19 protein-coding genes are annotated in these 26201 nt (G+C 59.6%); 8 read left to right on the plus strand and 11 right to left on the minus strand.

Annotated features, from left to right (window positions below):
• Window positions 1–6: 6 nt before the first annotated feature.
• From rsmA to G547_RS0113355, 4 genes are all read right to left on the minus strand, one after another.
• On the minus strand, window positions 7–819 hold the full coding sequence (gene rsmA, locus G547_RS0113340) for a 16S rRNA (adenine(1518)-N(6)/adenine(1519)-N(6))-dimethyltransferase RsmA (RefSeq protein ID WP_027330284.1): 813 nt from the start codon (window positions 817–819) through the stop codon (window positions 7–9).
• Entirely contained in the window at window positions 816–1814 is a 999-nt protein-coding gene (gene pdxA, locus G547_RS0113345; RefSeq protein WP_027330285.1) for a 4-hydroxythreonine-4-phosphate dehydrogenase PdxA, read from the minus strand. Before pdxA ends, rsmA begins: the two co-directional genes overlap by 4 nt.
• On the minus strand, window positions 1811–3085 hold the full coding sequence (locus G547_RS0113350) for a peptidylprolyl isomerase (protein ID WP_245573484.1): 1275 nt from the start codon (window positions 3083–3085) through the stop codon (window positions 1811–1813). The genes pdxA and G547_RS0113350 overlap by 4 nt, the downstream gene beginning before the upstream one ends.
• A 62-nt stretch (window positions 3086–3147) precedes the next feature.
• On the minus strand, window positions 3148–5709 hold the full coding sequence (locus G547_RS0113355; RefSeq protein ID WP_036188632.1) for an LPS-assembly protein LptD: 2562 nt from the start codon (window positions 5707–5709) through the stop codon (window positions 3148–3150).
• A gap of 169 nt (window positions 5710–5878) precedes the next feature.
• On the opposite strand from G547_RS0113355, the gene G547_RS0113360 reads away from it, so the two are divergent.
• Genes G547_RS0113360 through G547_RS0113370 form a run of 3 tightly spaced genes read left to right on the plus strand, consistent with a single transcriptional unit; the run spans window position 5879 to window position 8344 of the window.
• A complete protein-coding gene (locus G547_RS0113360; RefSeq protein WP_027330288.1) occupies window positions 5879–6946 on the plus strand; it encodes an aminoglycoside phosphotransferase family protein in 1068 nt (355 codons plus the stop codon).
• Window positions 6947–6951: 5 nt separating this feature from the next.
• Window positions 6952–7632 carry an N-acetylmuramate alpha-1-phosphate uridylyltransferase MurU gene (murU, locus tag G547_RS0113365; RefSeq protein WP_342664694.1) on the plus strand — a complete coding sequence of 227 codons (681 nt, stop codon included), beginning with the start codon at window positions 6952–6954 and terminating at the stop codon, window positions 7630–7632.
• 22 nt (window positions 7633–7654) lie between these two features.
• Complete coding sequence (locus G547_RS0113370; RefSeq protein ID WP_027330290.1) at window positions 7655–8344, plus strand: glycerophosphodiester phosphodiesterase; 690 nt, start codon at window positions 7655–7657, stop codon at window positions 8342–8344.
• Window positions 8345–8383: 39 nt separating this feature from the next.
• On the opposite strand, the gene G547_RS0113375 is transcribed toward G547_RS0113370, so the two are convergent.
• From G547_RS0113375 to G547_RS21475, 3 genes are all read right to left on the minus strand, one after another.
• The gene (locus G547_RS0113375) at window positions 8384–10651 is read right to left on the minus strand and encodes a TonB-dependent receptor (protein WP_027330291.1); all 2268 of its coding nucleotides are present in this window, start codon (window positions 10649–10651) and stop codon (window positions 8384–8386) included.
• A gap of 296 nt (window positions 10652–10947) precedes the next feature.
• Window positions 10948–11595 (minus strand): TorF family putative porin, encoded by a 648-nt coding sequence (locus G547_RS0113380; RefSeq protein WP_027330292.1) that lies wholly within the window; start codon window positions 11593–11595, stop codon window positions 10948–10950.
• Between the two features lie 222 nt (window positions 11596–11817).
• Window positions 11818–12756: a DMT family transporter gene (locus G547_RS21475; RefSeq protein WP_051235445.1), complete on the minus strand. Its 939-nt coding sequence runs from the start codon at window positions 12754–12756 to the stop codon at window positions 11818–11820.
• 340 nt (window positions 12757–13096) lie between these two features.
• Here G547_RS21475 and G547_RS0113390 point away from each other — a divergent pair, with 340 nt between their 5' ends.
• Entirely contained in the window at window positions 13097–14317 is a 1221-nt protein-coding gene (locus G547_RS0113390) for a multifunctional CCA addition/repair protein (RefSeq protein WP_027330293.1), read from the plus strand.
• Window positions 14318–14330: 13 nt separating this feature from the next.
• Here G547_RS0113390 and G547_RS21480 read toward each other — a convergent pair whose 3' ends face one another.
• The 3 genes from G547_RS21480 to G547_RS0113405 form a co-directional block, all read right to left on the minus strand.
• Window positions 14331–16925 carry a PQQ-dependent sugar dehydrogenase gene (locus tag G547_RS21480; protein WP_051235447.1) on the minus strand — a complete coding sequence of 865 codons (2595 nt, stop codon included), beginning with the start codon at window positions 16923–16925 and terminating at the stop codon, window positions 14331–14333.
• 211 nt (window positions 16926–17136) lie between these two features.
• Window positions 17137–17562: a thioredoxin TrxC gene (gene trxC, locus G547_RS0113400; protein WP_027330294.1), complete on the minus strand. Its 426-nt coding sequence runs from the start codon at window positions 17560–17562 to the stop codon at window positions 17137–17139.
• Between the two features lie 25 nt (window positions 17563–17587).
• The gene (locus G547_RS0113405) at window positions 17588–18862 is read right to left on the minus strand and encodes an NAD(P)/FAD-dependent oxidoreductase (protein ID WP_027330295.1); all 1275 of its coding nucleotides are present in this window, start codon (window positions 18860–18862) and stop codon (window positions 17588–17590) included.
• A 222-nt stretch (window positions 18863–19084) separates the two neighbouring features.
• Between G547_RS0113405 and G547_RS0113410 the strand changes: the two genes are divergently transcribed.
• The 4 genes from G547_RS0113410 to G547_RS0113425 all read left to right on the plus strand — a co-directional run bounded on the left by G547_RS0113410 (window position 19085) and on the right by G547_RS0113425 (window position 24752).
• Window positions 19085–20149, plus strand: a complete 1065-nt coding sequence (locus G547_RS0113410; RefSeq protein WP_036188636.1) for an efflux RND transporter periplasmic adaptor subunit — start codon at window positions 19085–19087, stop codon at window positions 20147–20149.
• Entirely contained in the window at window positions 20146–23373 is a 3228-nt protein-coding gene (locus tag G547_RS0113415) for an efflux RND transporter permease subunit (RefSeq protein ID WP_027330297.1), read from the plus strand. Before G547_RS0113410 ends, G547_RS0113415 begins: the two co-directional genes overlap by 4 nt.
• 81 nt (window positions 23374–23454) lie before the next feature.
• Window positions 23455–24198 carry a pteridine reductase gene (locus tag G547_RS0113420; protein WP_027330298.1) on the plus strand — a complete coding sequence of 248 codons (744 nt, stop codon included), beginning with the start codon at window positions 23455–23457 and terminating at the stop codon, window positions 24196–24198.
• Between the two features lie 131 nt (window positions 24199–24329).
• A complete protein-coding gene (locus tag G547_RS0113425) occupies window positions 24330–24752 on the plus strand; it encodes an Hsp20/alpha crystallin family protein (RefSeq protein WP_027330299.1) in 423 nt (140 codons plus the stop codon).
• Window positions 24753–24770: 18 nt separating this feature from the next.
• On the opposite strand, the gene G547_RS21485 is transcribed toward G547_RS0113425, so the two are convergent.
• Window positions 24771–26195: an MFS transporter gene (locus G547_RS21485; protein ID WP_051235449.1), complete on the minus strand. Its 1425-nt coding sequence runs from the start codon at window positions 26193–26195 to the stop codon at window positions 24771–24773.
• Window positions 26196–26201: the final 6 nt, after the last annotated feature.

Genomic DNA, 26201 nt, shown 5'->3' on the forward strand with positions numbered 1-26201 from the left:
CACGGACTAGGAATTCAAGTCATCCAGCGCATTGGCCAGGCGGACATAGTCTTCCAGAGACAGGGCTTCCGGCCGCAGGCCGGCATCCACCGGCAGCTCGTCCAACTGTTCGGGCAACACCAGATTTTTCAGCGCGTTGCGCAGGGTTTTGCGTCGTTGCTGAAACGCCACGTTGACCAATTGCTCCAGGGTCTTACGGTTGTTGGCGACAAAGGGGCGCTGGGTGTGAGGAATCAATCGCACGATGGCCGAGTCCACTTTGGGCGCGGGGTCGAAAGCTCCCGGAGGCACTTCAAACAGCGCTTCTACCTGACAGTCGTATTGAACCATGATGCCGAGTCGGCCGTAGGCTTTTTCACCGGGGCCGGCCGCCAGGCGATTGACCACCTCCTTCTGCAGCATGAAGTGCATGTCGCTCACTTGGTCCGCATAGGTCAGCAGGTGGAAAATCAGCGGCGTGGAAATATTGTAGGGCAGGTTGCCGACGATGCGCAGCGGCTTGCCCTCGGGGGCCAGTTGGCTGAAATCAAACTTGAGGGCGTCGGCTTGAAAAAGCGCGAAGTCCGGGTGCCGCTCGAACTGCACCTTAAGCCAGGGCACCAGGTCCCGGTCCAGCTCGATCACCCGCAGATGATCCACCTTGTCCGCCAGGCGCGCTGTCAGCGCCCCTTTGCCGGGACCAATTTCAACGACCCACTCACCATCGCGGGGGTGAATGGAGGCAACGATGCGATCAATGACGTTGCCGTCCACCAGAAAGTTCTGACCAAAACGCTTGCGGGCTTTATGGGGGCCCAGATGGTTACCGGGACGACTCATGAGGCCATCCCGTAACGGGCCGTGGCCATCTGCCGGGCATAATCCAGCGCCGTCTGCAGGCTGCCCACATCAATCCGGCCCGTGCCCGCCAGGTCGAGCGCGGTTCCGTGGTCGACCGAGGTGCGGATAATCGGCAAGCCGAGGGTAACGTTGACCGCCCGGCCAAACCCTTTGAATTTGAGCACCGGCAACCCCTGATCGTGGTACATCGCCAGGACCGCATCGGCCCGGTCAAGATGTTTGGGAGTAAAAAGCGTATCGGCGGGCAGCGGACCGATCAGGTTCTGACCGCGGGCGCGCTGCTTTTCGAGCACGGGCTCGATCAGATCCAGTTCCTCGCGCCCCATGTGGCCACCCTCGCCCGCGTGGGGGTTCAACCCGCAGACGAGAATACGTGGTTCCCGAATGCCGAAATCGCGCTGCAGATCCCCATGGAGGATATCGAGCACCTCGGTCAACAGCGTCTCATTGAGCGCGCCGGCCACATCCTTGAGCGGTATGTGAGTGGTGGCCAGGGCGACTCGCAACCCCTTGGTGGCCAGCATCATCACCACGCGGGGCGTTCCGGTTTTGTCCGCCAGGTATTCGGTATGGCCACTGAAGGCGATGCCCGCATCGTTGATCACGCCCTTGTGAACCGGCCCTGTCACCAGCGCATGAAAGGTCTGCGACTGACAACCGGCGATGGCGAAATCCAGGGTCTGCAGCACATAAGCGCTGTTGCTGGGGTTGAGCGTGCCCGCGGTAACGGGGCTGCGCAAGGGAACGGGGGCCACGGTCAGCTCGCCCGCTTTTTGCGGCGAGGGTGGCTGGTTAGCATCCAGTTCACGTAATTTCAGTGGCAACCCGAGCTGTTTGGCCCGGGCTTCAAGCAACGCCGGGTCGGCGACGGCGACTATTTCATCCGGGCGTTCACTTTGGGCGAGCAAAACCGCCAGATCGGGGCCGATGCCGGCGGGTTCACCCGGGGTCAGTGCCAATCGTCTTGCGGTCACAACTTCTCTTCCACGTAAATTTCTTCACGAATTTCCGCGAGCCAGGTCTGCAGTTCTTCGTCAAAACGGCGCTCGCGCAGCATATTCGCCGCCTGATTGCGAATCACCTGTTCGCTCATATCCTGCTGGCGACGATCCTCCACCATCAGAATGTGCCAACCGAATTGGCTTTTGAACGGCTCGCTGATTTCACCCACGGCGGTTTCATTCATGGTTTCATCGAAGGCGGGCACCATCTGCCCAGGCATGGTCCAACCCAGATCGCCGCCCTGGAGCATGGAGCCAATATCCTCCGAGTGCTCACGGGCCAGTTCTGCGAAGCTTTCACCGTCAAGGGCGCGCTGGCGCAACTCGCTGAGCTTCTGCTCGGCGGCTGCATCGTCCACGATTTCCGACGTCTTGATCAGAATGTGGCGAGCCTTGGTCTGTTCAACCATGCTGTTGCCGGTCTCGCTGCGGGTTTCGTGCACTTTGAGGATATGGAAGCCCGCGCCGCTGCGAACCGGTTCGGAGACATCGCCCTCTTCCAGGTCCGCCACCACGTCGGCAAACAATTCGGGCAACTGCGCCAGTTTGCGCCACCCCAAATCCCCGCCTTGCAGCGCATTGGAGTCGTTGGAGTGGGTAATCGCCATCTGTTCGAAGTCAGCACCGTCGACCAGTTGCTCGCGAATAGATTCAGCCTTCTCCCGGATTTCATCCACTTCCGTTTCACTGGCCTCACTGGGCACAGACAACAGAATATGCCCCAACCGATAGTTGGGGGAGGTGGCGAATTTGCCGTCGGTGGAGGCTAAAAAGCTTTCAATATCTTGTTCGTTGACCTCGATACGACTGTTGACCACCGCCTGCTGAATTTGATTCACCCACAGTTCGCGCCGAATTTGCGCGCGAAAGCCTTCGAGCGTCTGGCCCTGGCTTTCCAGGTCCGCCCGTAACTCGGCTTCAGTCAGTTGGTTGTTGCGCAAAATCCGCTGAATGGTCTGCTCCAGTTGTTGCTCGGAGACTTTAATGTCGTAACGCCGCCCCATTTCCATCTGCAGCCGCTCGAGAATCAACTGGTCCAGTACCTGCTCGCGCAAGACACCGTCAGGCGGCAGGGGTTGATTGCTTCCGGACTGTTGAATCCGCGCCTTGATAGAAGCCAGGCGTTGCTCCAGCTCGCTTTCGAGCACCACGTCCTCCCCCACGATGGCGACCACACGATCGAGCATTTCGGTTTCCGACCATGCCAGCGGGCTGGCCAGCACGAGGGCCAAGGCGAGAGTCAAAAGACGTCGAGTTATTCGGTTTGCATGCATAAAAGTCAGCTATCTCTGGTTATAGGCTCGGATTATTGGAGTGAACCGTCCCGGGTGCCATAGCCCGGAATGGCTTTTTCAAGCAGGTCGTTGACACTGCGGTTCACGCTGCCCAACCCCTTGAATTGAAAGTCAAAAATGATGCTCTGGTCGTAATCGTCACTGTCCACGGTTTCAAGGAAGTCGGGGGTGTAGTCAAAATCCAACCAGCGGCGGGCCAGCAGGCGAACGCGGTAACAACAGTCGTTGTATTCGAGTCCGACGAAGGTATCGAGTTCCGTCTCATAGGTAAAGTCATAGTTCGCCCGGCCCACGAAGCTCCACTGGCCGGCAATCGGCAGGTGGATGCCGAAATCCACCTGGTCCATGGCCCGCTCCTGCTCGTCGGTGGGCGTCTCGAACCCCGGCGTGGGCGGGCGATGAGTATAGCGATAGCCCAGGTGCACGATGCGGTCCGAGGGGTCGATATACCGAAGGCTGGCGTTGGCGCTACCCAGGCGGCTTTCAACCTGATTATACGTGGCACTGGCGTTGAAGTTGACCCGCTGACCCACGCGGGCGCTCAGTTGAGCGGCCAGTTCAGAGCGATCGTAGAGCTCTTCGGGCAGCTCCTTTTCCGGGTTCGCCTCGGGGTCGAACTCCAGGTCCGGCGTCGCCAGGCCCACCCGCCGGTCGGCGAAATAGAAAATCTGCCCCAGGCTCATGCTCAACTGCTCGACCCCGGTGAGCGGATCGATAAACCGGCTGGTGACCCCCACCGACACCTGGTTGGCGTCGTCAATACGGTCGCCCCCGGTAAAGCGGCTGGTCCGGTACAACTGGTTGTATTGGAAGGTCGGCGCCTTGGTGTCGAACAGCAGCGGGTACCCGGGTGCAGTCAGGCCAAAGAGATCACTGTGGTCTTCGTAATCGCTGTAAAAGTAGAAAATGCGCGGTTCCAGCGTCTGCAGAAAGCCGCGTCCGAACAGCTGACCATCGCGCTCGAAGTACAACCCCATATCCAGAACGCCCTGGGGGACCACCAGCGCGGGCTCCGGATCGGCCCCCTCCAGAAGGTTGTCTTCATCCAGACGATAGCTCAGGGTTTTGACCATGGCGCTGGGCTTGAAGAAGCCCCACATCCACTCCTTGTCCCAGGTCAGACCATAATCGGTACGGAACCGCTCACCGGTAGGCAGCAGTTCTACCTGCTCCGGGTTTTCTTCAGCGTAGGTGTTGTTGACGTCGAAGTAGGCGTACTCGTTGTTCAGATGCAGCTCCCAGTCGCCCCAGCGGTAGCGGCCGTCCGCGTTAATGCGGGGCAACTCCCGATGCGGCCACTTGCCGGTGCTCAGCGCCCGCAGTTCCTCGGCTTTGATTCCCAGCAACCAGTTGTCGCCCTGATAGCCCGCGCGCGCCATTTTTGCCACGGTGGCGGTCCGGTCAATGTCCATGCCGCTGCTGTTGAAGTCACGCAGGTAATCGTTGTCGCTCAGGTCGGTATAGTCAATGACCGTACTCCAGCGTTCGCTGCTGCCGCCTTCCTGCTCCAACCGCAGGCGCCAGCGTTCCTCGCCGTAATAGGGGTTGAGCCCTTCTTCCTCTTCGCCCGTTTCCCCGACCGCGCGCTGAGTGCCGTCGTACCGGCCCTCATCCTCATTCAGGTAGCCGCCGGTAAAGCGGGTTTCAAAATGGCGCGACAGGTGACGCGTTTCCAGATCCCACAGGGTGCCGCGCTTGACCATATGCTCGGCCGTAATGGTGGCATCCAGGTTCGGGGCGATATTCCAGTAAAACGGCAGGGAAAACTCGACCCCGTTGCGACTGCTGTCGCTGAGCGAGGGAAAGAGAAAGCCGGTCTGGCGGTGATCCCCGATGGGAAAGCGCAAATAGGGGGTGTAAAACACCGGCACATGGAATACCTCCATGCGGGCATGGCGGGCCGTTCCGTAGTGTTTTTCGCTGTAGATGTTGATCTCTTCGCCTTTGAGCACCCACGCCGAGTCGCCCGGCTCACAGGTGGTCAGGGCACTGTCATCCAGGCCAATGAAGCGATCACCCAGCTTGGTCAGGCGTTCGGCCCTGCCCCGCACGCGAGTCTCGTAGAGTACGAAGCGGGCATCCTTGAGGATGGCGTTGCCGGTATCCATATTCATCTGCGCCCGCTCGCCGCGCAGCAGCAAACCCGGTTCGCGAATCTGGATGTTACCGCTGATGTCCGCCTCCCGGGTGGTATTGTCCAACTCGGCCCGCTCCGCCTGCAGGCTGCGGTTGCCCTGGGTCAGCTCGACATCCCCCTCCAGGATGTAGTGGTCCTGGCGACGCGCTTCGGAGCGATCCGCTGTGGCGCGCACCGGCGCCTGCTCCGGTGCCAGGTTGGCATCGGCGGCGTCCCGCGGCGGGGCGATATAGGCACCACAGCAGCCGTCGGGCAATGCCTGGCGCTGGGCCTCTGTCAGTTCCTCGGCCGGCACCCAGTCGAGCGCCTCCCCCGGCTTGCCTTCCGAGGCCGCATCGGCCAGCACCTGGGGGCTCACGGCCAGCGCCAGACAGCAAAGCCAGCGCCGCCCGAAGCGTGCTGAGTTCAGGCTGTTATTGGGGTCAAGGGGATCCATCAAATCGAGAGTCTCGGGCCTGTCGTGTCGGAGAGCGGGAAAACGCGGAGAATTCTACTTGAATAAGCCACACCATGGAATGAATCGCCTCCGATTGCCGTCGGCTTTTGACTTTTACCGGTCGAACCGGGGTAGAATCGAGGTGGAGCCACAATAAAGAGGACACCTCATGACCGACCAGCACACGGCCCGCCGAGAGAGTTTGCAGTCCTGGGCGAGAGTTCAACTGGCCGAGCTGCACCCCGACGGATCGCCCCAGGCTCTGGAGCTGACGCCTCTGGCGGGCGATGCCGGCTTTCGCCGCTACTACCGTCTCAACACCGAGCCGTCGATGCTGGCGGTGGATGCGCCTCCCGAGCGGGAGAGCGCCCAGCGGTTCGCCGAACTGTCCCAGCATTTGCTCAATCACCATATTGCGGTTCCCAAAGTGGCCTCTGTAGACCCCGAGAACGGCTTTTTGTTGCTCGAGGATTTCGGGGACCGATTGCTGCACCGGGCACTGCGCCAGCAACCCGAGTCAGCCACCGCGCTGTACGGTGAAGCGCTGATGCAACTGCTGGCACTACAGCAGACCCCCAAAACCGCCCTCTTCCCCCCCTTCGATCAGCCGTTCTTGCGGCGCGAACTGAACCTGTTCCCGGAGTGGTTTCTCACCGAGCTGTTGGGCCAACCCGCAACCGAGGAAGACTGGCAGGCCCTGACCGGGCTGTTTGAACAACTGGAGCAGAGCGCTCTGGAACAGCCTCAGGTGACCATGCACCGGGACTACCACTCTCGCAACCTGCTGATACGCCCCGACGGCTGCATGAGCATCGTGGACTTCCAGGACGCCGTCTGGGGCCCCATCACCTACGACCTGGTCTCGCTGTTACGCGATTGCTACATCCGCTGGCCAGCCGATCAGGTTCAGCAGTGGGCCCTGGGCTACGGCAACATGGCCTGCGGCATCGGCCTGCTCGAGGGCGTGACCGAAAGCCAGTTTCTGAAATGGTTCGACTGGATGGGCCTGCAGCGCCACATCAAGGTGCTGGGCATCTTCTCCCGTCTGGCCCTGCGCGATGACAAACCCGGGTACCTGGAGTACCTGCCGCTGGTCATCCGCTACATTCTGGAAGTGACCAGCCGGTACCCCGAGCTGAATGACTTCCGCTACTGGTTCGAGCACCGGGTACTGCCCGCGGCTCAAGCCCAGGGTTGGTATCAGGACTACCGGCAAGCGGGGGAAGCGGCGGCGTGAAAGCCATGATCCTCGCCGCCGGGCTGGGCAAGCGCATGCGCCCCCTGACCGACCACACCCCCAAACCGCTATTGAAGGTGGGCCGCAAACCGCTGTTGCAATATCATCTGGAGGCGCTCGGCGCCGCCGGCATCCGCGAAGTCATCATCAACACCGCCTACCTGGGCGAGCGGATCGAACAGTTCGCTGGCGACGGCAGCGCTTTCGGGCTGACCATCCACTATTCCCGTGAGCCCGAACCGCTCGAAACCGGCGGCGCCATCCACCGGGCGTTGCCGCTACTGGGCGAGGCGCCCTTTCTGATGATCAACGGCGATGTCTGGACCGACTATTCTTTCAAGGCCCTCGCCCAACCGCCGCTCGAGGCGGAGACTCTGGGCCGGTTGCTATTGGTGCCCAACCCCGAATTTCACCCTCAAGGGGATTTCGGACTGAACACCAGGCACTGCCTGACCCGGGCCGACGACGCCCCGCGCTATACCTTTGCCGGTATCAGCCTGTTGCGGCCCGCCCTTATTGCCGACTACCCAAAACGCCGGGCTGCCTTTCCGCTACTGGAAGCGCTACTTCCCGCTATCGACAACGGCCGCATCGAGGGGCGTCTGCACCAGGGGCGCTGGAGCGACATCGGCACACCGGAGCGGCTGAATCAGATGGATCAGTCCCTGGCTCTCGCCCGTTCCTGACTTCCACAAGAGGATAAATTTTATGCTCTGCATCGCTCACCGGGGTGGACCCGGCCCGGAAAACAGCCTGGAAGGCATTCGACGCAGCCTTGCCGCTGGAACGCCGGCCATTGAAATTGATGTCTGGCAATGTCACGGCGAGCTGTGGGTCATGCACGATCGCCGGCTGGGCCGGGAAATTGGCGGGCACGAGGTCATCACCGACCTCAGCCTCGAACAGATAGAAGCACTTCGGCTGAACAACGGTGAACCCATCCCCCGGTTGCGCCAAGTGCTGGAGCTGGTGGGTGAGCGCGCTTTGCTCAATATCGAAATGAAAGGGCTGGACTGTGCACAGACGCTGGTAAACCTTTTGACGGCGTACAGCCGCGACACGGGGCAAAGCCTTGAGCCCTATGTCATCTCGGGCTTTGATCACCAACAACTGTTACAGGTCCAGCACGCATTGCCGGACGTGCGTCGTGGACTTTTGCTGTATGGCGTCCCGTTAGACGTTCAACAGAGCCTCGATGCCCTGTCGCCCTATAGCGTCAATATCAGCATGGATTTCATGCGGGATGAGCTGATCCAAACCTGCCGGGATAACGGCAAGAAACTCTGGGTCTACACCGCCAACCACCCCACCGACTGGCGGCGGCTGATCGACGCCGGAATGGACGGCATTTTCACCGACCATCCCGATGCCCTGATGCGTTATCTGAACAACGGCTGACGACCGGCGCCAGCGCCGATCGTCCGGCCGTCACGGGCGCTAAAACTTCCAGCCCACGCGAGCACCCACCATCCGGGGCTTGCCCCAGACACCGTAGCCCCAGTCAGAGCCAAGCGTGTTCTGGTAAGTGAAGTACTCTTCATCGGTCAGATTGTTGGCAAAGGCCGCCACCGTCCATGTACTGCTTGGGGACGTCCAACTCAGCTTGGCATTGACCAAGCCGTAAGCGGACTGCTGTGAGTAGGGATCATTTTCGATCTGCAGGAAGTGATCATCCTGCCAGGCATAATCCAACTGGTAGGTCAGCTCACCGTTACCGCCCAGCCCCTGGTAATAACGCGCCACCAGGTTATAGGTGAAGTTCGGAGCCGAAGGCAGTTCATTGCCATCGAAGGTGTATTCGTCACCGGCCACCAGAAAGATCTGCTGAGAATCAAACTCGGTGTCCAACCAACCGGCCCCGGCGATTACTTCAAAATTGTCCGTCACCTGGGCATTCACTTCCACCTCGGCGCCCGTACCGGTCACGTCCCCGGCATTGGTCACCACACTGCCATCGGCCACCGTGAGAAAGACCTGGGCCTGATAACCTTCCACCTCATAGGTAAAGAGCGAGGCGTTCACGCGAACACGACCGCCGGCCAGGGTATTCTTATAACCGAGTTCATAGTTGGTAATGTCTTCGGCCTCGACCGGGCGGGTGGCTTCGATGGAAGAGTTGTAACTGCCGGAGAAACCGCCACTCTTAAAGCCGGTGGAGACGCTGCCGTAGATCAGGGTGTCCGGGTTGGGTCGCCAGTCCAGCCCCAACTTGCCGGTCACCGAGTCCTCTTCCAGCCGATCCTGGACATCGATTTCATCATAAAAGCTGGGGCCGGCGTCCTGTTCAAACTGGCGCTTTTCTTCGGTATAGCGAATACCGGCAATACCGGTCAGCTGAGAAGTGAAGTCGTGCTCATACTGACCGAAGACGGCCCAGGACTGAGTATCCAGCACCACATCCTCACGGTGAAAGAAGCCTCCGACATCGGGGTCTCGTGCCGTCGCCGTGGTGGGCGCTTCGGTGAGCAGCTCGCGATGATCATCATAGTAGTAGAGACCCGTCACCCATTTGGATTTGGCGGTGCGGCCGTTGAACCGAAACTCCTGAGTCAGTTGCTCCGCATCGGCCGAGTACTGCTCATCGAAGAACACCACCGGCGTGCCGTCGCCATCGTCCTGCAGAAATTTATCCAGTTTTTCAATCGCGGAAACGGAGGTAAATTCAATCCCCTCCGCGACCGGCAACTCGACTTTCAGCGAGCTGCCGAAGGTATCGATTTCTGTGGCCAATCCACCCGGCGCACTGGAGGCGACCCACTCTGGATTGAAATGATTGCCCGCCGCTTCCCGGCCGGTCATATCAAAGGTCGCGCTGGTGCACAGCCCCGCCTGAATACGACCGATACTACAAGTGGCCGCTGACTCATCGGCGGATTCCAGGTACCCCATATGGGCAAAGCCCACGGACTGCTGATCGGCCTGGCTGCCGTGCACATTCAGCAGCCAGTTGGCATCATTTCCGTAGTCGCGAAGCAGTTGTACCCGGTAACCGAAACTGTTGGTGTCGTTGAGCTTTTGGCCGTCTACCCAGTTGGTTTGCCACCCTTCATTATGCGTGCGCTTGACGGCGGCGCGGCCCATCAAGCCATCCGCCAAGGGGCCCGAGACCATACCTTCCACAATCGTTTCAGCATAACTGCCGTAGCTGACGCTGGCGGAGGATTCGAATACTTCCGTTGGTTTGTTGGAGACATAGTGCACCAACCCACCGGTGGTGTTGCGGCCATAGAGTGTGCCCTGTGGGCCGCGCAGCACCTCAACGCGCTTCAAATCAAACAACTGAATGGCCGAACCGGCGGGATTACCGCGATAGACATCATCCACATACAACGCGACCGGGGATTCCCAGGAATCGGAAAAATTCACCAGACTGATGCCGCGCAAACTGATTGAGGGGCTGGACGCTTCACCAAAGATGGCAAAGAAATTCATATTGGGTACTTGCTGGGTAATGTCCAACCCTTCCTCAAAGCCCATTTTCTCAATGGCCGCACCGGAAAACGCGGTCACGGCGACGGACACATCCTGCATGGACTGCTCGCGCTTCTGGGCAGTGACCAGGACTTCCTCCATCACCGATTGTGAGCTTTGCGCGAACAACTGAGGGCTGCTTACAGCGAGAGCTCCCACTGTCAACCCGGAAAGTACGGTGGAAAAGCGGGAACGAAGTAACAAATAAGACTGAGAAAGATGGGACGGCTGCATACGTGTCTCCTTTTATCCTTGCAGCAATGGACTGGCAAGCTCCCTGTTGCGCATCAAACCACATTTCAACGGAAAGGACTTGCCCCCGGAAACTTTTCTGCCTCGCACGGCGTACGCGCACAAAAAAGTCGCCCATTGACTGTAACACTCCCGACATGCGAGTTCCACGCGACGGGGGACATTGGCACATTTGAGCACAAAATAGAGAGAGCCTACCGGCGAAAAACCCATAAAAAAGGGCGCCTTAAAGGCACCCTTTTCTCAGGCCGGACAGCGTATTAAAAGTTACGCCAGACTTATTCGATCGGGATGCTGAAGCCGACGACGAACTTGGCTTCATCGTTGTTCAAGCCGTCAACATCGTCAGCAACCAAACCAAGAGTGAAACTCAAGTTTTCATTGTAGGCATAACCCAAATCGACGTGCGCATAGCCATCGTATTCGTTCTCGCCATCATGCACACCGTAGGTCACTGAGAAATCACCAAATGCTGCACCCAAAGTCGAGTAGGAGTAGTCTTCGTTCCCCTCAAGGTCAAAATAGTGGGTAAATGAAACCGGACCATATCCCAGACCAATAATACCCTCTACCAAGTCACCGGGGGCAAGGGGGTCTGCAGCCGACGGGTAGGAGTAGCTCCACACACTGAAGTCAACCGAAAAGTCACCCACTGAGGTGCCATAACCGGCATACAGGTCATATTCGGTACCGTTTGTGGCGTCACCGGAAGAAGCCCACATGCCAGCGTACAGGCCGTTGGCGCTCACATTGATATCACCCCAGACAGCGGCGTCGCCATTACCCAGATCATAACCACGCCAGTAATACATGTTGGCCGCACCCACCGAGGCAGATACTTCGGCGTTGGCGACGGGCGCCAGAGCCGCAGAGGCCATTGCAGAAATTGCTACGGCACCAGCCAGAATACTTTGCTTCATCTTCATGAGTTCTTCCTCTAACATTGGCTATCTTTGAGTTTTTAACGCCACTGAACCGTTTTGGAGCCCGGTGGCTTACCCGATTTTTGTACAGGTACCCGAGCTTTTGCAGGGACCACGCCAACTTTTATTTCTCCTTTAAAATCAGACAGTTATTATTTTTCACCCCCAAACCGCCCCGCATTAACAAATTTGAAACGCACCATATTGGAACACCTTGGTGCACCGTTATGCACCATTAACTTCCACTTCGGTCTGCGTCGCCTTTTTCCTTTTCACCAACCTCTGTCGAAGCGCCGCCTCCACCCCCAGATCCAGATAAGCCAAGAGGGCCAGTAGCACCATGCCGGCGCCGATCAACAAAGAGGGCGACAGGTGCTCATCCGCCACCAGGGAGCCGATCATCAATGCCAGCACCGGGGTCATCAGGGTGATCAGCGACACCGCGCTGGGAGTCATCCGCTGCAGGACGAAATAGAACAACGTGAATCCGGCCAACGACCCCAGTACCGCAAGGTACAGCAACCCCGTCAGACTCTTTGGGGAGAGAGTTTGGGGCAAGGGCAAGGTGCCCTCGACCAGCCACCAGCACAACAGCAAGCCAGGCAGGGCAAACAACAAGGCCCCCGCCGTCTGCTCCAGCGGACCGGTGCTGCATTGAAGCCGTTTCAGGCTCACACTACTCAGGCTGAACAGACCGCAAGAGAGCAGAATGCCACCAATGCCGAAGACGGAACGTTCATCGATCTGAATCTGGTCCCAGAAAATAACGCACAGGCCCGCGAGCGCAACCACCAACGCCAGAATCCGACGCCGACTGAAGGGGTTTTCCTTGAGGATCAACCAACTCAGTCCACCGGTCACAAACGGTGACAGGGCGAATATCACAGCAATCAGCCCGGAGGGAATAAACTGCGCCGACCAGTACACCACCAGCATATTGGGGAAAATGCCGAAGGAGGCGGCCAGGTAGGCCTTCCAGGCGTTGGCGTCAGTGAACAGGCGGCGGCGCAGCAGAAGCACGGCCACCAGCGCCAATGCTGCGGCCAGCGTCATTCGCATTACAACGGCGGTTACAAACGAGACGCTGTCATTGCTCCACTGAATCGCCAGCGGCGTTGTGGACCAGATTATCACCACCAGGGCATAGGCAACGTAGACCGGCATAAAACACTCCTTATCGTGTCGTGCAACGCCTGCGGCCCATAATGAAAAAAGCCGCAGTGGACGCTGCGGCTTTTTGAAAACGGGGCTGATTAATCTGACACTAGCCTGTTCTCCGCCGCACGCACACCGGTGCACGCACCACCCAACGCAGGGCGCGCATCGCGATACGGACAATAGAGGCTAGCGGAGAAAACATGTCTGGCGTTACTCGGTGTCAGATTTCAGTAATTTCCATACGATAATCGAATCCCGAACGAAGCACAACGAGCGAGGGCGGCTTTTTTGTGTCAAGATTCGCGTTGTTTCACTATCTGACGCCAAACGCATTATCTATATGAGCATGAACATCTATCTGGTCGGCGGCGCCGTTCGCGACAAACACCTCGGTTACCCTTACTCGGAGCGGGACTGGGTCGTCGTGGGCGCTCGCCCCGAGGAAATGGAAGCCCAGGGCTTCACCCCCGTCGGCAAGGACTTCCCCGTCTTTTTACACCCGAAGACGCGCGAGGAATACGCCCTTGCCCGCACCGAGCGCAAGACCGCGCCGGGCTATACCGGCTTCCAGTTTCACACGGCGCCGGACGTTTCCCTGGAAGATGACCTCGCTCGCCGGGACCTGACCATCAACGCCATGGCGGAGGATCGCAATGGCAATCTGGTAGACCCCTATGGCGGCGCGAAGGATCTGGCAAGCAAGACCCTGCGGCACGTCTCGCCGGCTTTTATTGAAGACCCCGTGCGTGTATTGAGAGTGGCCCGCTTTGCCGCCCGCTATCATCACCTGGGCTTTACCATTGCGGAAGAAACCCTGACGCTGATGCGCCAGATGGTGGACAGCGGCGAAGTGGATCACCTGGTGCCCGAACGGGTCTGGAAAGAAATGGAAAAAGCCCTGGGCGAGCGTCACCCCGAAGTGTTCGTACAAAGCCTGCGCGACTGCGGCGCCCTGGCGAAAATACTGCCGGAAGTGGATGCCCTTTTCGGGGTGCCCCAACCGGAGCAACACCACCCGGAGATCGATACCGGCCTTCACTGCCTGATGGTATTGCAGCAGGCCGCGGTTTTGAGTGCGGCCATTCCCGTGCGTTTTGCCGCGCTGGTGCACGATCTGGGCAAAGGCACCACCCCTGAAGAAGAGTGGCCCCGACACATCGGCCACGAGCAACGCACCCTGCCTTTGCTCGACACCCTCTGTGAGCGAATCGCCGCCCCGAAGGAACACAAACGCCTCGCCCGACTGGTGGCCGAATATCACACCCATTGCCATCGGGCGCTGGAACTGAAACCGACCACCTTACTCAAGGTGTTGAAAGCCGCCGATGCGTTTCGCAAGCCGCAGCAGTTTGAAGGCTTCCTGCTGTGCTGCGAAGCGGACGCCCGCGGCCGCACCGGCCTGGAACAGCGCGACTATCCCCAGGCAGACTATTTGCGCACAGCGCTGCGCGAATGCCAGTCCATCGACAACCGGGAAATCGCCGCCCAGGGCTTTACCGGCCAGGCCTTTGGCGAAGCGCTTGACCGGGAGCGGCTGGCGCGCCTGCAGGCTCTGAAGCGGGCATAGAGGAGAAGCTGCGTTATTCGGCTGCCTCGAACCGCCATTGGGCATTGGGCTCATGGGGGTTCACTGGTCCAAGCGTAAGGCGACCATCACTTCGGTTAATGTAAAGGAAGTGATCATCGAGCCAGCGATTGCGGATCAGGAACGCCTCTCCCCGGGGCAACAACTCCCACTCCGCGCTCCACCAACCCGGCCGTATCGTCCCGACCTGCAGTTTCTCCTGCTCGGCATGAAGGTACCAACGTCGGGTATCCAGCGCCTGTATCCGGTAGTACACATTGCCCTCGTCCACACGCCAGCGCTGAGGCTCGCCATCAGTCAACTGCACCAGCCGGCGGTGACGGTCGAGGTAGGCTTGGGTGCCGACGTTCTGGATGGTGAACGGCACACTCATGGGGCCGACCAGGGTGTAACACCCGTCCAGTGAGCGAATCCACTCGGCGACCAGATCGGCTCCTTCACGGTCAATGCGATGGCTGCCCAGCGGAGGCATACGATGCTGATCCTGATGGGCCATGCGTTGCCAGAGTATGGATCGCTCCGGCTCTCCGGGAGCGATAAGGCGCGCTTCGGCAATGCCCAGGTCGCCGCGTTTTGGGGGCTTGTCACAGGATTCTGTGAGGGCCATTGGTGTGTCATAACGCCAGTCCATATTACTCTGACTGATGCCCCTGGGCTGATGGCAGTTGGCACAGTTGCTGTGCAGATAGGCCCGCGCTCGCTGCTCAAGGGAAACGCGCTCGTCCCGGCTGGCCGGCATGGTCGGCTCTCGAAGCGAGTCGGGCACCGGCCGATCGAACACGCCCAATGAGGCCAATGTATCGACTTGGTTGGCCCAGATGCCCGAGCGGGAATAGTGGAAGGGGCGATCCAACTGCCGGACTTCAGGCCCCAGGGCATGATCCGCCGCCGGGGTATGACACTGCGCGCACTCGGCGCTGCTGGGGTAATGCCAAAGCTGCTCACCCCATTCCACATCGGCACTGGTTTCCAGCCTATGGGCTTCGGTCTGCTCCTCGTTCCACTGATAGCTGTAGCCAATCCATCCGGTCTGTTCCTGGTTAAGCAGCAGTCGGGTTTCCACCAACTGATCCTGCAAATGGAACTGCTTGACCAGCACTGAGCCCACGGGAAAGATCAGGTCGCCCTCTTCCGATACGGACACCTTTGCTTTCTCCGGCAGTGCCATATAGCGTTCTTTACGCGCGCCATCGGACCAGAAGGGTTCACGAACGTCATAGGGAATCAGCGCCTCGGAGGGGCGCGAGGGATTCTCCGGGTCCATGCACCCGGTCTCGGAAAGGCGCTCGGGAATCTGCTGGCGGTCCGGGTGCGGCTGAGCCGACAGGACACGAAAGACCGAACCTTTCTCATAATCCACCAAGTACAGCTCGCCCCGGTAATCCTCGGCAAAGGCCACGATTACGCTACCAGTGTGCAGCAACAAACGTTGATGGTAATCATCGCCGTCCTGCTCCAAACCCCAGATGCCGCCGCTGCCGAAGTCGGAAAAGAAGTAGGTCCCGTACAATTCGGGCATCGCTTCGCCCCGATAAACGTAACCGCCGGTGATGGAACGGCCGTGGGCCCGGGTGTAATCCCAGATGGGCTCAACGACGTCCCCCTCCACCTCGCACTTACCGGTGGGCTCGCGCCCCTCCAGGCAAGGCCACCCGTAGTTGCCGCCGTTTTCGACGATGTCGATTTCTTCAATCCGACCGCCACCGACATCCCCTGCCCACAGCTTGCCGGTCTTGCGATCAAAGCTCCAACCCCAGGCATTGCGCAGCCCATAAGCGTAAATTTCCGGCAAGCCGCCGGCCTTATTTCCCGGGGCCGGTTCGCCCTCGTCGGTCAGGCGCAACATACTGCCGTAGGGGTTGTCGGTATTCTGGCTGTTTTCTTTGGGGTCACCGATCGGACCGCCGTCACCCAAGGTCAGGTACAGATAACCATCGGGCCCGAAGCGCAACTGACCGCCATTGTGCACGTCATTCGGCTGGGGCACCTGATAGAGTGACTCCCGCCAGGGGCGGCCGTCGTCATCGGTGACCAACGTGCGGCCACCATCCTCGGAGCGCACCCGGGCCACGTGAGAGGTCAAGGGAATGTTCCCATCGCCCCCTTCAGTAAAAGACAGATAGATATAGCCGTTTTTCTCAAACTCGGGATGAAACGCCAGACTGAAGAGTCCACATTCGTGGCAGCCGTTGCGCAGAAACATGATCGGGAAGTGAGTCGAGAGATCCACCCACTCCTGCATTTCAAAACCATCACCCCGACGCTCCAGACGCCAGATCCGGCCGCCCTGCTCGAGCACGTAAAAGACGTCGTCACTGCCCGGCAAAGGCGTCATATTGACCGGCGCCTGCAAAGCCCCCTCAGGCAGCATGGGTTCAAGACGGATACTTGCTGGCTGCTGGAAACGCGTGGCCAGACACTGAGTATTGGAGGGCCGCTCGGAGAGCCCGGGCGCCTCACTGACAGGCATGCGGTCGTAAGCGTACTGCCGGTCCGTGTCGTCACTGTTGAAACGACCGCTGCAACCGTAGACCAAGGATGCGAGCAACACCCCCAACGCCACTGCCCTTGTGAATTTATTGTTGTGCATTTTGTGTGATCCTTCCGCTAATTATTATGTCTATTCGACGCCGCCGTAGCGCCGAGGGGTGCACTTTACTGCAAAACAGCGGAAAAATACCTTGAAGAAGGTCTAATCTCGGGAACAGAGACCCATGGAGGGAGGCAGTAGACGACAAAGTGGCGCGTTTTACTTTTACCCTCGAGAAAACGCATTCGGCGAACGCCAACATGCCATCCGACTAAAGGACAGTGTTCAGCCACTGCACCAGATTTTGATAAGGCAAAGCACCCGCTTGCTGAGCGGCGGGTTTACCGTTTTTGAACACGATCAGAGTGGGAATACTGCGGATGTTGAACTGACTGGCGGCTTGTCGGGCACGCTCGGTGTCGACTTTGACGAAACGGGCTCGGGGCTCCTGTTCGGCCGCCACTTTTGCAAACACAGGCGCCATGGCTTTGCAGGGCCCGCACCAATCGGCCCAGAAGTCCACCACCAACGGGAGCTGCTCCTTGGTAAGCAGCCGCTGGAACTGTACGTCATCGGCCGACAGCGGTTGGCCAACGAACAGCCGTTGGTGACACTTACCGCACTTGGGCCCTTCACCCAACCGGCCGGGATCAATCCGGTTGGGCGTCAGGCAATGGGGGCACAATGTCTGGATCATGACAGGCTCCTTTCTGTGGAACAGATCATTGGTCTTTCAGCCGCTCGATACCAAGCGCTTTCAATACATATTTTTCGTACACCGGTTCGGTGTTGCCGCTGCGCATCTTGTGCAGGAAGTACTTCTCGAACGCGACTTTTGCCAAGTGTACCCATTTGCCCTTTTTTGCCCAAGTGGTGTTGCGCGGCGGAATTTGCGGCAGCGCGACAAAGGCGGCGCCGGTGTCGCCCATATCCGCCAGGCAGACGGCGTTCCAGGTGGCCTGGGCATAGGGCGCCTTGCCTTCGATATCCGCTTTAATGTTTTCCACCGCCGCCGTGACCATGGACTCGATCATATAGCCGGTTTTGGGGACACCGGTGGGTATGGGTGTGGGCTCCGGCGGGGCAATGGCCACGCACACGCCCGCCGCGTAAATATGCGGGTAGGTGGGGTTGCGTTGGTAGTCGTCGATCACCACAAAGCCGCGCGGGTTGCACAACTCCTTGACTTCGGCGACGGCATCCACGCCCTTGAAGGCGGGCAGCAACATGGTGAACCGACTCGCAATCTCGTGAGTTTTTTCCGCTTCGCCCTTGAGGTTGTGTTCGGTCACCTTCACGTGTTCTTTGGTGACTTCATCCACTTTGGCATTGGTGATCCAGCGAATGTCGCGTTGGCGAAATTCCGATTCCAGTAACCCTTTGGAGTCACCCACACCGCCGAGGCCCATATGGCCGATGTAGGGTTCGCTGCTGACATAGGTCATGGGTACCTTGTGGCGCAGTTTACGCTTGCGCAGGTCCGCGTCCAGGATAAACGCGAACTCGTAGGCGGGACCAAAACAACTGGCACCCTGAACAGCGCCCACCACGATCGGGCCGGGGTTTTCCAGAAATTTCTCATACGCGGCGAAGGTCGATTGGGCGTGGGGGTTGGTGCACACCGACTGAGTAAAGCCGTCGGGTCCGAAACCGGGAATTTCATCAAACGCAAGCTTGGGCCCGGTGGTGATGATCAGATAGTCAAAATCCACTTTTTCGTCGTTGGACAAAGTCAGCCGATTGGCTTTGGGGTCGATGTGAGTCACACCGGCCGCAATAAACTCCACCCCTTTGGCGCCGACCGCGGGACCGATGTCCACCGTCACCGCGTCCGGCTTGCGCCAGCCCACCGCCACCCAGGGGTTGGAAGGCGTAAACTGGAAATGCGCACTCGGGTTGATCAGTACCACCCGGTGCGCGGCACCGAGGGCTTTCTTCATATCGTAGCCGGCCTGCATGCCGCCGAGCCCTGCCCCCATGACCGCAATGGTTGCCATAACCTTACCCTCTGTATCAGGAATGAGCCGGGCCGTGGTAAGGAAATATCTGGTCTATGCTTAGGCCATTCCAAGTACCGTTGTCGGGCACCGTGACTCGGTCAGTATGCGAGCGCAAGGATTGGCAAACCTTGATGCACATCAAGCACCGAAGCGTTAACGCTGAGCATACTGTGAAACAGGTTTTCTCCCGACCCACAAACAACACTCCGGAGCCACGCCATGAACCGATGGATCGCCCTGATCGCCTTCCCACTATTAGTGTCTGCCTGCTCGGAGGGTGAACCGAGCAGGGCCGACAGCGCCGACCGGCCGGCGCCGGAGCTGGACACCTATTCCGTGGTACCGACGACGGTCGCTGAAGAAACCCGCCTGGACGGGGTGCTCGAAGCGGTGCATCGCTCCACCGTCTCCTCGGAAGTCAGCGCCCGGGTCATGGAGCTGCCGTTTGATGTGGACGATTACGTCGAAAAAGGCGAGGTGATCGTGCGCTTTCGCGACGCCGAGCAGCAGGCGCGAATGGCGACTGCCCAGGCAACCTTACAGGAAGCTCGCGCCCAACTGACCGAGGCGCGTCAGGCCTATGAACGAGGGAGGGAGTTGTTCGAGCGGGAGCTGATTGCCCGGGCCGAGCTGGACCGGCTGACCGCCACCTTTGAGTCGGCCCAGGCGCGGGTCAGTGCGGCGGAAGCCGGCGTGCGCGCCGCTCAGGAAAACCTGGAGCGCACGGTGGTGCGGGCGCCCTACAGCGGCATCGTCGAAGAGCGTCATATCGAACTGGGGGAAACCGCCGGTGCGGGTCAGCCGCTGCTGACCGGTCTGTCCCTGGAGCATTTACGGGCGGTGGTGGAAGTGCCTCAGTCCTTGGTGGGCCCCTTGCGGGAACACGGCGAGGCCCGGGTAATTCTGCCCGACGGCACTAGCCTGGCCGCCACCGATGTACGCATCTCGCCGGCGGCCAGTGAGGGCAGCCACACCTTCCGCACTCGGGTGACCCTGCCTGAGGGCGATCATCAGGTCTTCCCCGGCACCCTGGTCAAGGTGGCCTTCAAACGCGGCGAACAGAAACAACTGCAGGTGCCCGCCTCGGCGGTGGTGCAGCGCAGCGAAGTCACCGGTCTGTATGTGGTACACCCGGACCACCGCATCGAGTTGCGCCAGGTCCGTGCGGGGGAGCTGACCCCGGAAGGCCAGAGAGTCATACTGTCGGGTCTCGACGCCGGTGAGCGAGTCGCACTGGATCCCATTGCGGCGGGCATCGCCCTGAAGGAGCGGCAGGCACAATGAATGAGGAACCCCGTCTCGGCCTGTCCGGCCGAATCGCCCGGCAGTTTCTGACCACGGAAATCACCCCGTTGTTGGCTCTTCTGGGCCTTTTGCTCGGGCTGTTTGCGGTACTGGTCACGCCCCGGGAAGAAGAACCCCAGATCGATGTGACTTTTGCCAACGTGTTTATCCCCTACCCCGGCGCCTCGGCCCGGGAGGTGGAGCAGATGGTGGCCACACCGGCGGAGCAGATTCTCTCGGAAATTGCCGGGGTCGAACACATCTATTCCGCGTCCCGTCCCGGCATGGCCGTGCTCACGGTGCAGTTCACCGTGGGCGAGACCCGCCAGGAAACCATTGTCCGCCTGTACAACGCCTTTTACTCCAATCAGGACTGGGTACCCGCCAATGCGGGCATCGGTCAGCCGATGATCAAACCCATGGGCATCGATGATGTGCCCATCGTCGCCGGCACCCTGTGGAGTGACGACCCGAGCGTCGGCGCCCACGAGCTCGCGCGCGTGGCCCATACCATCGAGACCGAGTTGCAGCGGGTGCCCGGCACCCGGGATATCGACACCATCGGTGCCCCCACCCGGGCGGTGAACGTGCGCCTGGACCCGCAAAAACTGGCCGGTTATGGCCTGGATATTCAATCGCTTAGCCGGGCGCTGATGGCCTCCAACGTCTCCCGCGAAGCCGGCAACATTGTGGCGGACAATCAGGTGATTCAGGTTCAGGCGGGCACCTTTCTCAGCAGCGCCACCGAGGTGGCCGAGTTGGTGGTGGGTATGAACCAAGGCGGCCCGGTATTTCTGAAAGATGTCGCCGAAGTCGAACTGGGACCGGACCAGCCGGAGCAGTATGTGAGCTTTGGCATGGGCCCGGCGAATGACAGAGCGCTACCCCGCCAGCCCGCCGTCACGGTCGCCGTCGCCAAGCAACCGGGTTCCAATGCGGTGGAAGTGGCCCGGCAGGTGATCGAGCGCTTTGAACACCTGCAGGGCACCTTTGTACCCGAAGGCATCAACGCCACCGTCACCCGCGACTATGGCAAAACCGCCAACGACAAAGCCCAGACCCTGATCAAAAAACTGCTGTTCGCCACCGCCTCGGTGGTGCTGCTGGTGCTGGTCACTCTGGGTTGGCGCGAGTCGCTGGTCGTAGGCGCGGCCGTGGTGGTGACCCTGGCTATTACCCTGTTTGCCTCCTGGGCCTACGGCTTTACCCTGAACCGGGTATCCCTGTTCGCCCTGATTTTTTCCATCGGCATTCTCGTGGACGATGCCATTGTGGTGGTGGAAAACATTCACCGACGCGCTACCGGCAGCCTGAAAACTATGACCGAGCGCATTCCCTACGCGGTGGACGAAGTGGGCGGCCCGACCATTCTGGCCACCTTCACCGTGATTGCCGCCCTCTTGCCCATGGCGTTTGTCAGCGGACTGATGGGCCCTTACATGGCGCCCATCCCGATCAACGCCAGTATGGGCATGCTGATCTCCCTGATTGTTGCCTTCATGTTCACCCCCTGGCTCTACCGCCGGCTGTTTGCCCGGGTGGAGCACCCTCACGAGGCGGCGGATGAAAACGATCGCTCCGGGTTTGCTCACCGACTGTCCGAACGCCTGATGACCCCCTTTCTGCGTGCCCGCCAGGGGCGGGGCGCCCGGGTGAGCCTGCTGGTGGTTCTACTGGTGCTCATTGGCGGCTCCATGGCACTGGTGGGCTTTCAGGCAGTGGTGATGAAGATGCTGCCCTTTGATAACAAATCCGAGTTCCAGGTGGTAGTGGAGATGCCCGAGGGTACGCCGGTGGAGCAGACCAACCGGGTGCTCAACGCCCTGGGGGATCATCTGGAAACCGTGCCGGAAGTGCTCGACTACCAGACCTACAGCGGCACCGCTTCGCCAATCAACTTCAACGGGCTGGTGCGCCAATACTACCTGCGCCGCGAGCCCCATCAGGGGGATATTCAGGTCAACCTGGCAGACAAGCACAATCGCGACCGCAAAAGCCACGAGATTGCCCGGGCGGTGCGCGCTCCTCTGCAGGCCATTGGCCGGGAGCTCAACGCGACCGTCAAAATTGTCGAAGTGCCCCCGGGCCCACCCGTAATGGCACCGATTGTGGCCGAAATTTACGGACTGGATTATCGAGGACAGATGGAAGTGGCCAGGGAGGTTCGCGCGGTGTTTGAAAACACCGAAGATCTGGTGGATATCGATGATGACATCGAAGCGCCCCAGCGCAAACTGGTGGCGGAAGTGGACCGCCAGCGGGCGGCGCGGCTGGGCGTGAGTCAGAAGGCCATCGCCGATAGCCTCACCGCCGCCCTGTCCGGTTCCGATGTCAGCTACCTGCACGGTATCGCGAGCAAAACTCCCATTCCAATTCGCCTGGAACTGAACGACGCCGACAAAGCCAACCAGGCCTTACTGGGGTCCCTGTCGGTGATCAGCCAGAGCGGCGTCCGGGTGCCGCTGAGCGAAGTCGTGCAGTTCCGGGAAACCACCCGGGACCAGACCATTTACCACAAGGACCTGCTGCCGGTGACCTTTGTCTACGCCGATATGGCCGGGCCCCTCGACAGCCCCCTTTACGGGATGTTGGATGTGGCCTCGACCTTGAACGAAACGCCCATCAAGGGTGCGCCCCTGGCCCAGTTCTGGACCGAGCAGCCGGACAACCCTTACGCCTGGAGCCTGAAATGGGACGGCGAGTGGCAGATCACCTTTGAAACCTTCCGCGATATGGGCATTGCCTACTCAGTGGGGCTGATTCTGATCTACCTGCTGGTGGTGGCGCAGTTCCGTTCTTACGGCTTGCCGCTGATCATCATGGCCCCCATTCCCCTGACCCTGATCGGGATACTGCCGGGCCACGCCCTGCTCGACAAACAGTTCACCGCCACCTCCATGATCGGCATGATTGCTCTGGCGGGCATTATCGTGCGCAACTCGATTTTGCTGGTGGACTTTGTTCAGCATCAACAGAAGGCAGGAAAACCCCTGGCTGAGGCGGTGATTGATGCGGCGGCGGTTCGCGCCCGGCCGATCATTCTCACCGCCCTGGCCGCCACCATGGGGGCATTTTTCATTCTGGATGATCCGATTTTCAGCGGCCTGGCGGTGTCCTTGATCTTCGGCATTGCTGTATCCACACTGCTGACCCTATTGGTGATTCCGGTAGTTTATTATGCGTACCACTATCGGAATGAGGCGGACTCAACGTCCTCCCCCTGAGGTACGGGTTCCCGGCAATGAACTCTCTCATGCTGTTTTGCGTAAACCGATGGTCCACATATGACAACTGCGAGACCACCTATGACTGATTCTTCTCCCGTCGCTCTACTCACCGGCGCCGCGCGGCGTATCGGTGCCGAAACCGCCAAAACACTGCACCGCGCCGGCTTCCGCATCATTGTTCACTACCGCTCTTCAAGAACTGAGGCTGAGGCGCTGGTCAATCAGCTCAACCGCGATCGCCCAGACAGTGCCATCAGTATGCAGGCGGACCTGTCCAAACACGAAGAGCTGATTCAGCTCGCCGGTGCAGCCGCCTCGCACTGGGGGCGTCTCGACGCTCTGATCAACAACGCCTCCAGCTTTTACCCGACTCCGGTCGGAGAAGCGACCGAAGAAGATTGGGATGATCTGATAAACAGCAATATGAAAGCGCCCTTTTTCCTCGCCCAGGCCCTCGCGGGCCCATTGCGCAAGACCAAAGGCGCCATCATCACCATCGCGGATATTCACGCCGACCGCCCGCTGAAAGACCACCCGATTTATTGCGCGGCCAAGGCCGGCAATGTCATGCTCACCAAGTCGCTCTCTCGGGAGCTGGCACCGGAAATCCGGGTGAACGGCATCGCCCCGGGCGCCATTTTGTGGCCCGAGCAGACGGCGGAGCTGGACGAGAAAGGCAAGGCGACCATTCTCGACCGGGTGCCCCTCAAGCAACCCGGGGACCCGGTGGACATCGCCGAAACCATTCTTTTTCTTCTGACCAAAGCGCCTTATATAACCGGGCAGATTATTGCCGTCGACGGTGGCCGAAGTGTCAGCTAGCCTGCCCCAAAAACACACTGTTGTTTGCGCCAGATCAATTGAAAAAAAGCAGTTTGACCCCATCATGAAAGTGTCAGACAGAGATAGGCTCTGAATGATGACGGGCTTTTACATTCAAAGGAGGTGTTGTTATGAATCTCGTACCACGCAATTCCTTGTTTGATTTTGACAATCTGCTTGATCACTTCTGGACGCCGCAGTCTGGAGGGAACGATGTCAGCTCTTTCACTCCTCGGGTGGACATCGCGGAGAAGAAAGACCACTACGAACTAACGGCAGAGCTGCCGGGCGTGGACAAGAAAGATATCGACGTCACCCTGGACAACGGCTTGCTGACCATCAGCGCGGAGTCCCGGTTTGAAAACAAGGAAGAAAAAGAAGGGCGACTGATTCGTCAAGAACGGCGTTATGGCAAATTCGTCCGCAGCTTCAACCTGGGTGCCGATGTCAAAGACAAGGACATCAAGGCCGAATTCAAAAACGGCCTACTGACACTGACCGTCCCCAAGGCGGAAGAAAAAACGGCGCTAAGCAAGCGGATTGAAATTCACTGATCCATTCGTGGTTACCGTTTAACCCCTGACTTGGCCGGGCTCCTCGCCCGGCTTTTTGTGTCCGCTCGAACCACGCAGCAACGACACCAGAGTCGCACTTGATAGAAACACCAGGGCCAGGATCATAGCCTGACCGAAAGTGTGCAATAGCGGCTCCGACAGTGTTTCATTCATTGGGCGATCACCCAGGTTCCAGTACACAAACAGGTTAACCAGGCTCATCCCGATCAGGTTGCCCACCACCCGTGCGAGGTTCAAGGTAGCCGCGGCAACGCCCACCTCCGAGGCATGCGCCGACTGCATCACCACGTGGTTGTTGGGGCTGGAGAAGCAACCGAAGCCCAGCCCGACGAGAAACAGCGCTGCAACAATAAAACCCGCGGGCGTCTCGGCACCCAGAGTGCTCAGTAACCCGTAGCCACAGAGCGTGCAAAAGCAGCCGACACTCGCCAGCCAGCGGGCCGGCAGGTAATCCGCCAGCTTACCCGCCAGCGGCGCGATACAGGCCATGGTCAGCGCCTGCACCAGCAGCACTTGCCCGGCATCGGCCGCACTGTAGCCCCGTACATACTGCAGATACAGGCTCAGCAGAAAACCCAGCGGGTAACTGCTGGCATACATGAACAACGCCGTGATCAGGGAAAAAGAAAACAGACGCGACTCTCGAAACATCTGCACGCGAATCAACGGCTGTTCTCGTCGGGCCTGTCGGCGAATAAACTGGTACAGCAAGACAAAAGAGAGCGCCAAGACCCCACTCTGCCACAGCCCCGGCAACCCCGTAAGCCCGATCACCAAGGCAATGGCCCAGGCCCCGAAATTGAGGGCACCGCGCCAATCGAACCGGGTCTGTTTCTCTCCCCACCAATCACCGGGCACCCGCCAGGCGATCAGCGTCAGAACAACCACCACCAAGGGCAGCGGCATCAGAAACACAAAACGCCAGCCGAAGGCGTCGGTCACCCAACCACCGAGCGCAGGGGCGAGCGTCAACCCCAGGTAAACACAGGCGGCGTTAAGCCCCAGTGGCAGCCCGCGCCGCTCCGGTGGGAACACCGAAATCAACAGCGCCATACTGGTGGCGAACATCATGGCGGCGCCGGTGCCCTGAAAGAAACGCAGCACCAAAACCACTTCAATGGAGGGCGCAAAGAACGCCAGGGCACTGGCGAGGGTATTGAGCCCGATGCCCCATCGAAAGACCCGCTTGCGCCCCAGGTTATCCGCGAGCTTGCCGGCGGGCAGCATAAAAATGATATTGGCGATCAACACCACCGTGGGCACCCAACTGACCAGCACGGCGCTGGCGTTGAGCTCTTCCGCCATAGTAGGCAGGGCGACATTGACCGACGCCATACCCAAAGGTGCGATAAAAGCCCCGAGGCATACAGCCACCAGTACCAGCCAGCGCGAAACCGGCTGAGCGGGTTGCGGGTCGTTCACGAGCGA

Origin of the sequence: Marinimicrobium agarilyticum DSM 16975, assembly GCF_000423345.1 — a bacterium.
GTDB classification, from domain to species: domain Bacteria; phylum Pseudomonadota; class Gammaproteobacteria; order Pseudomonadales; family Cellvibrionaceae; genus Marinimicrobium; species Marinimicrobium agarilyticum.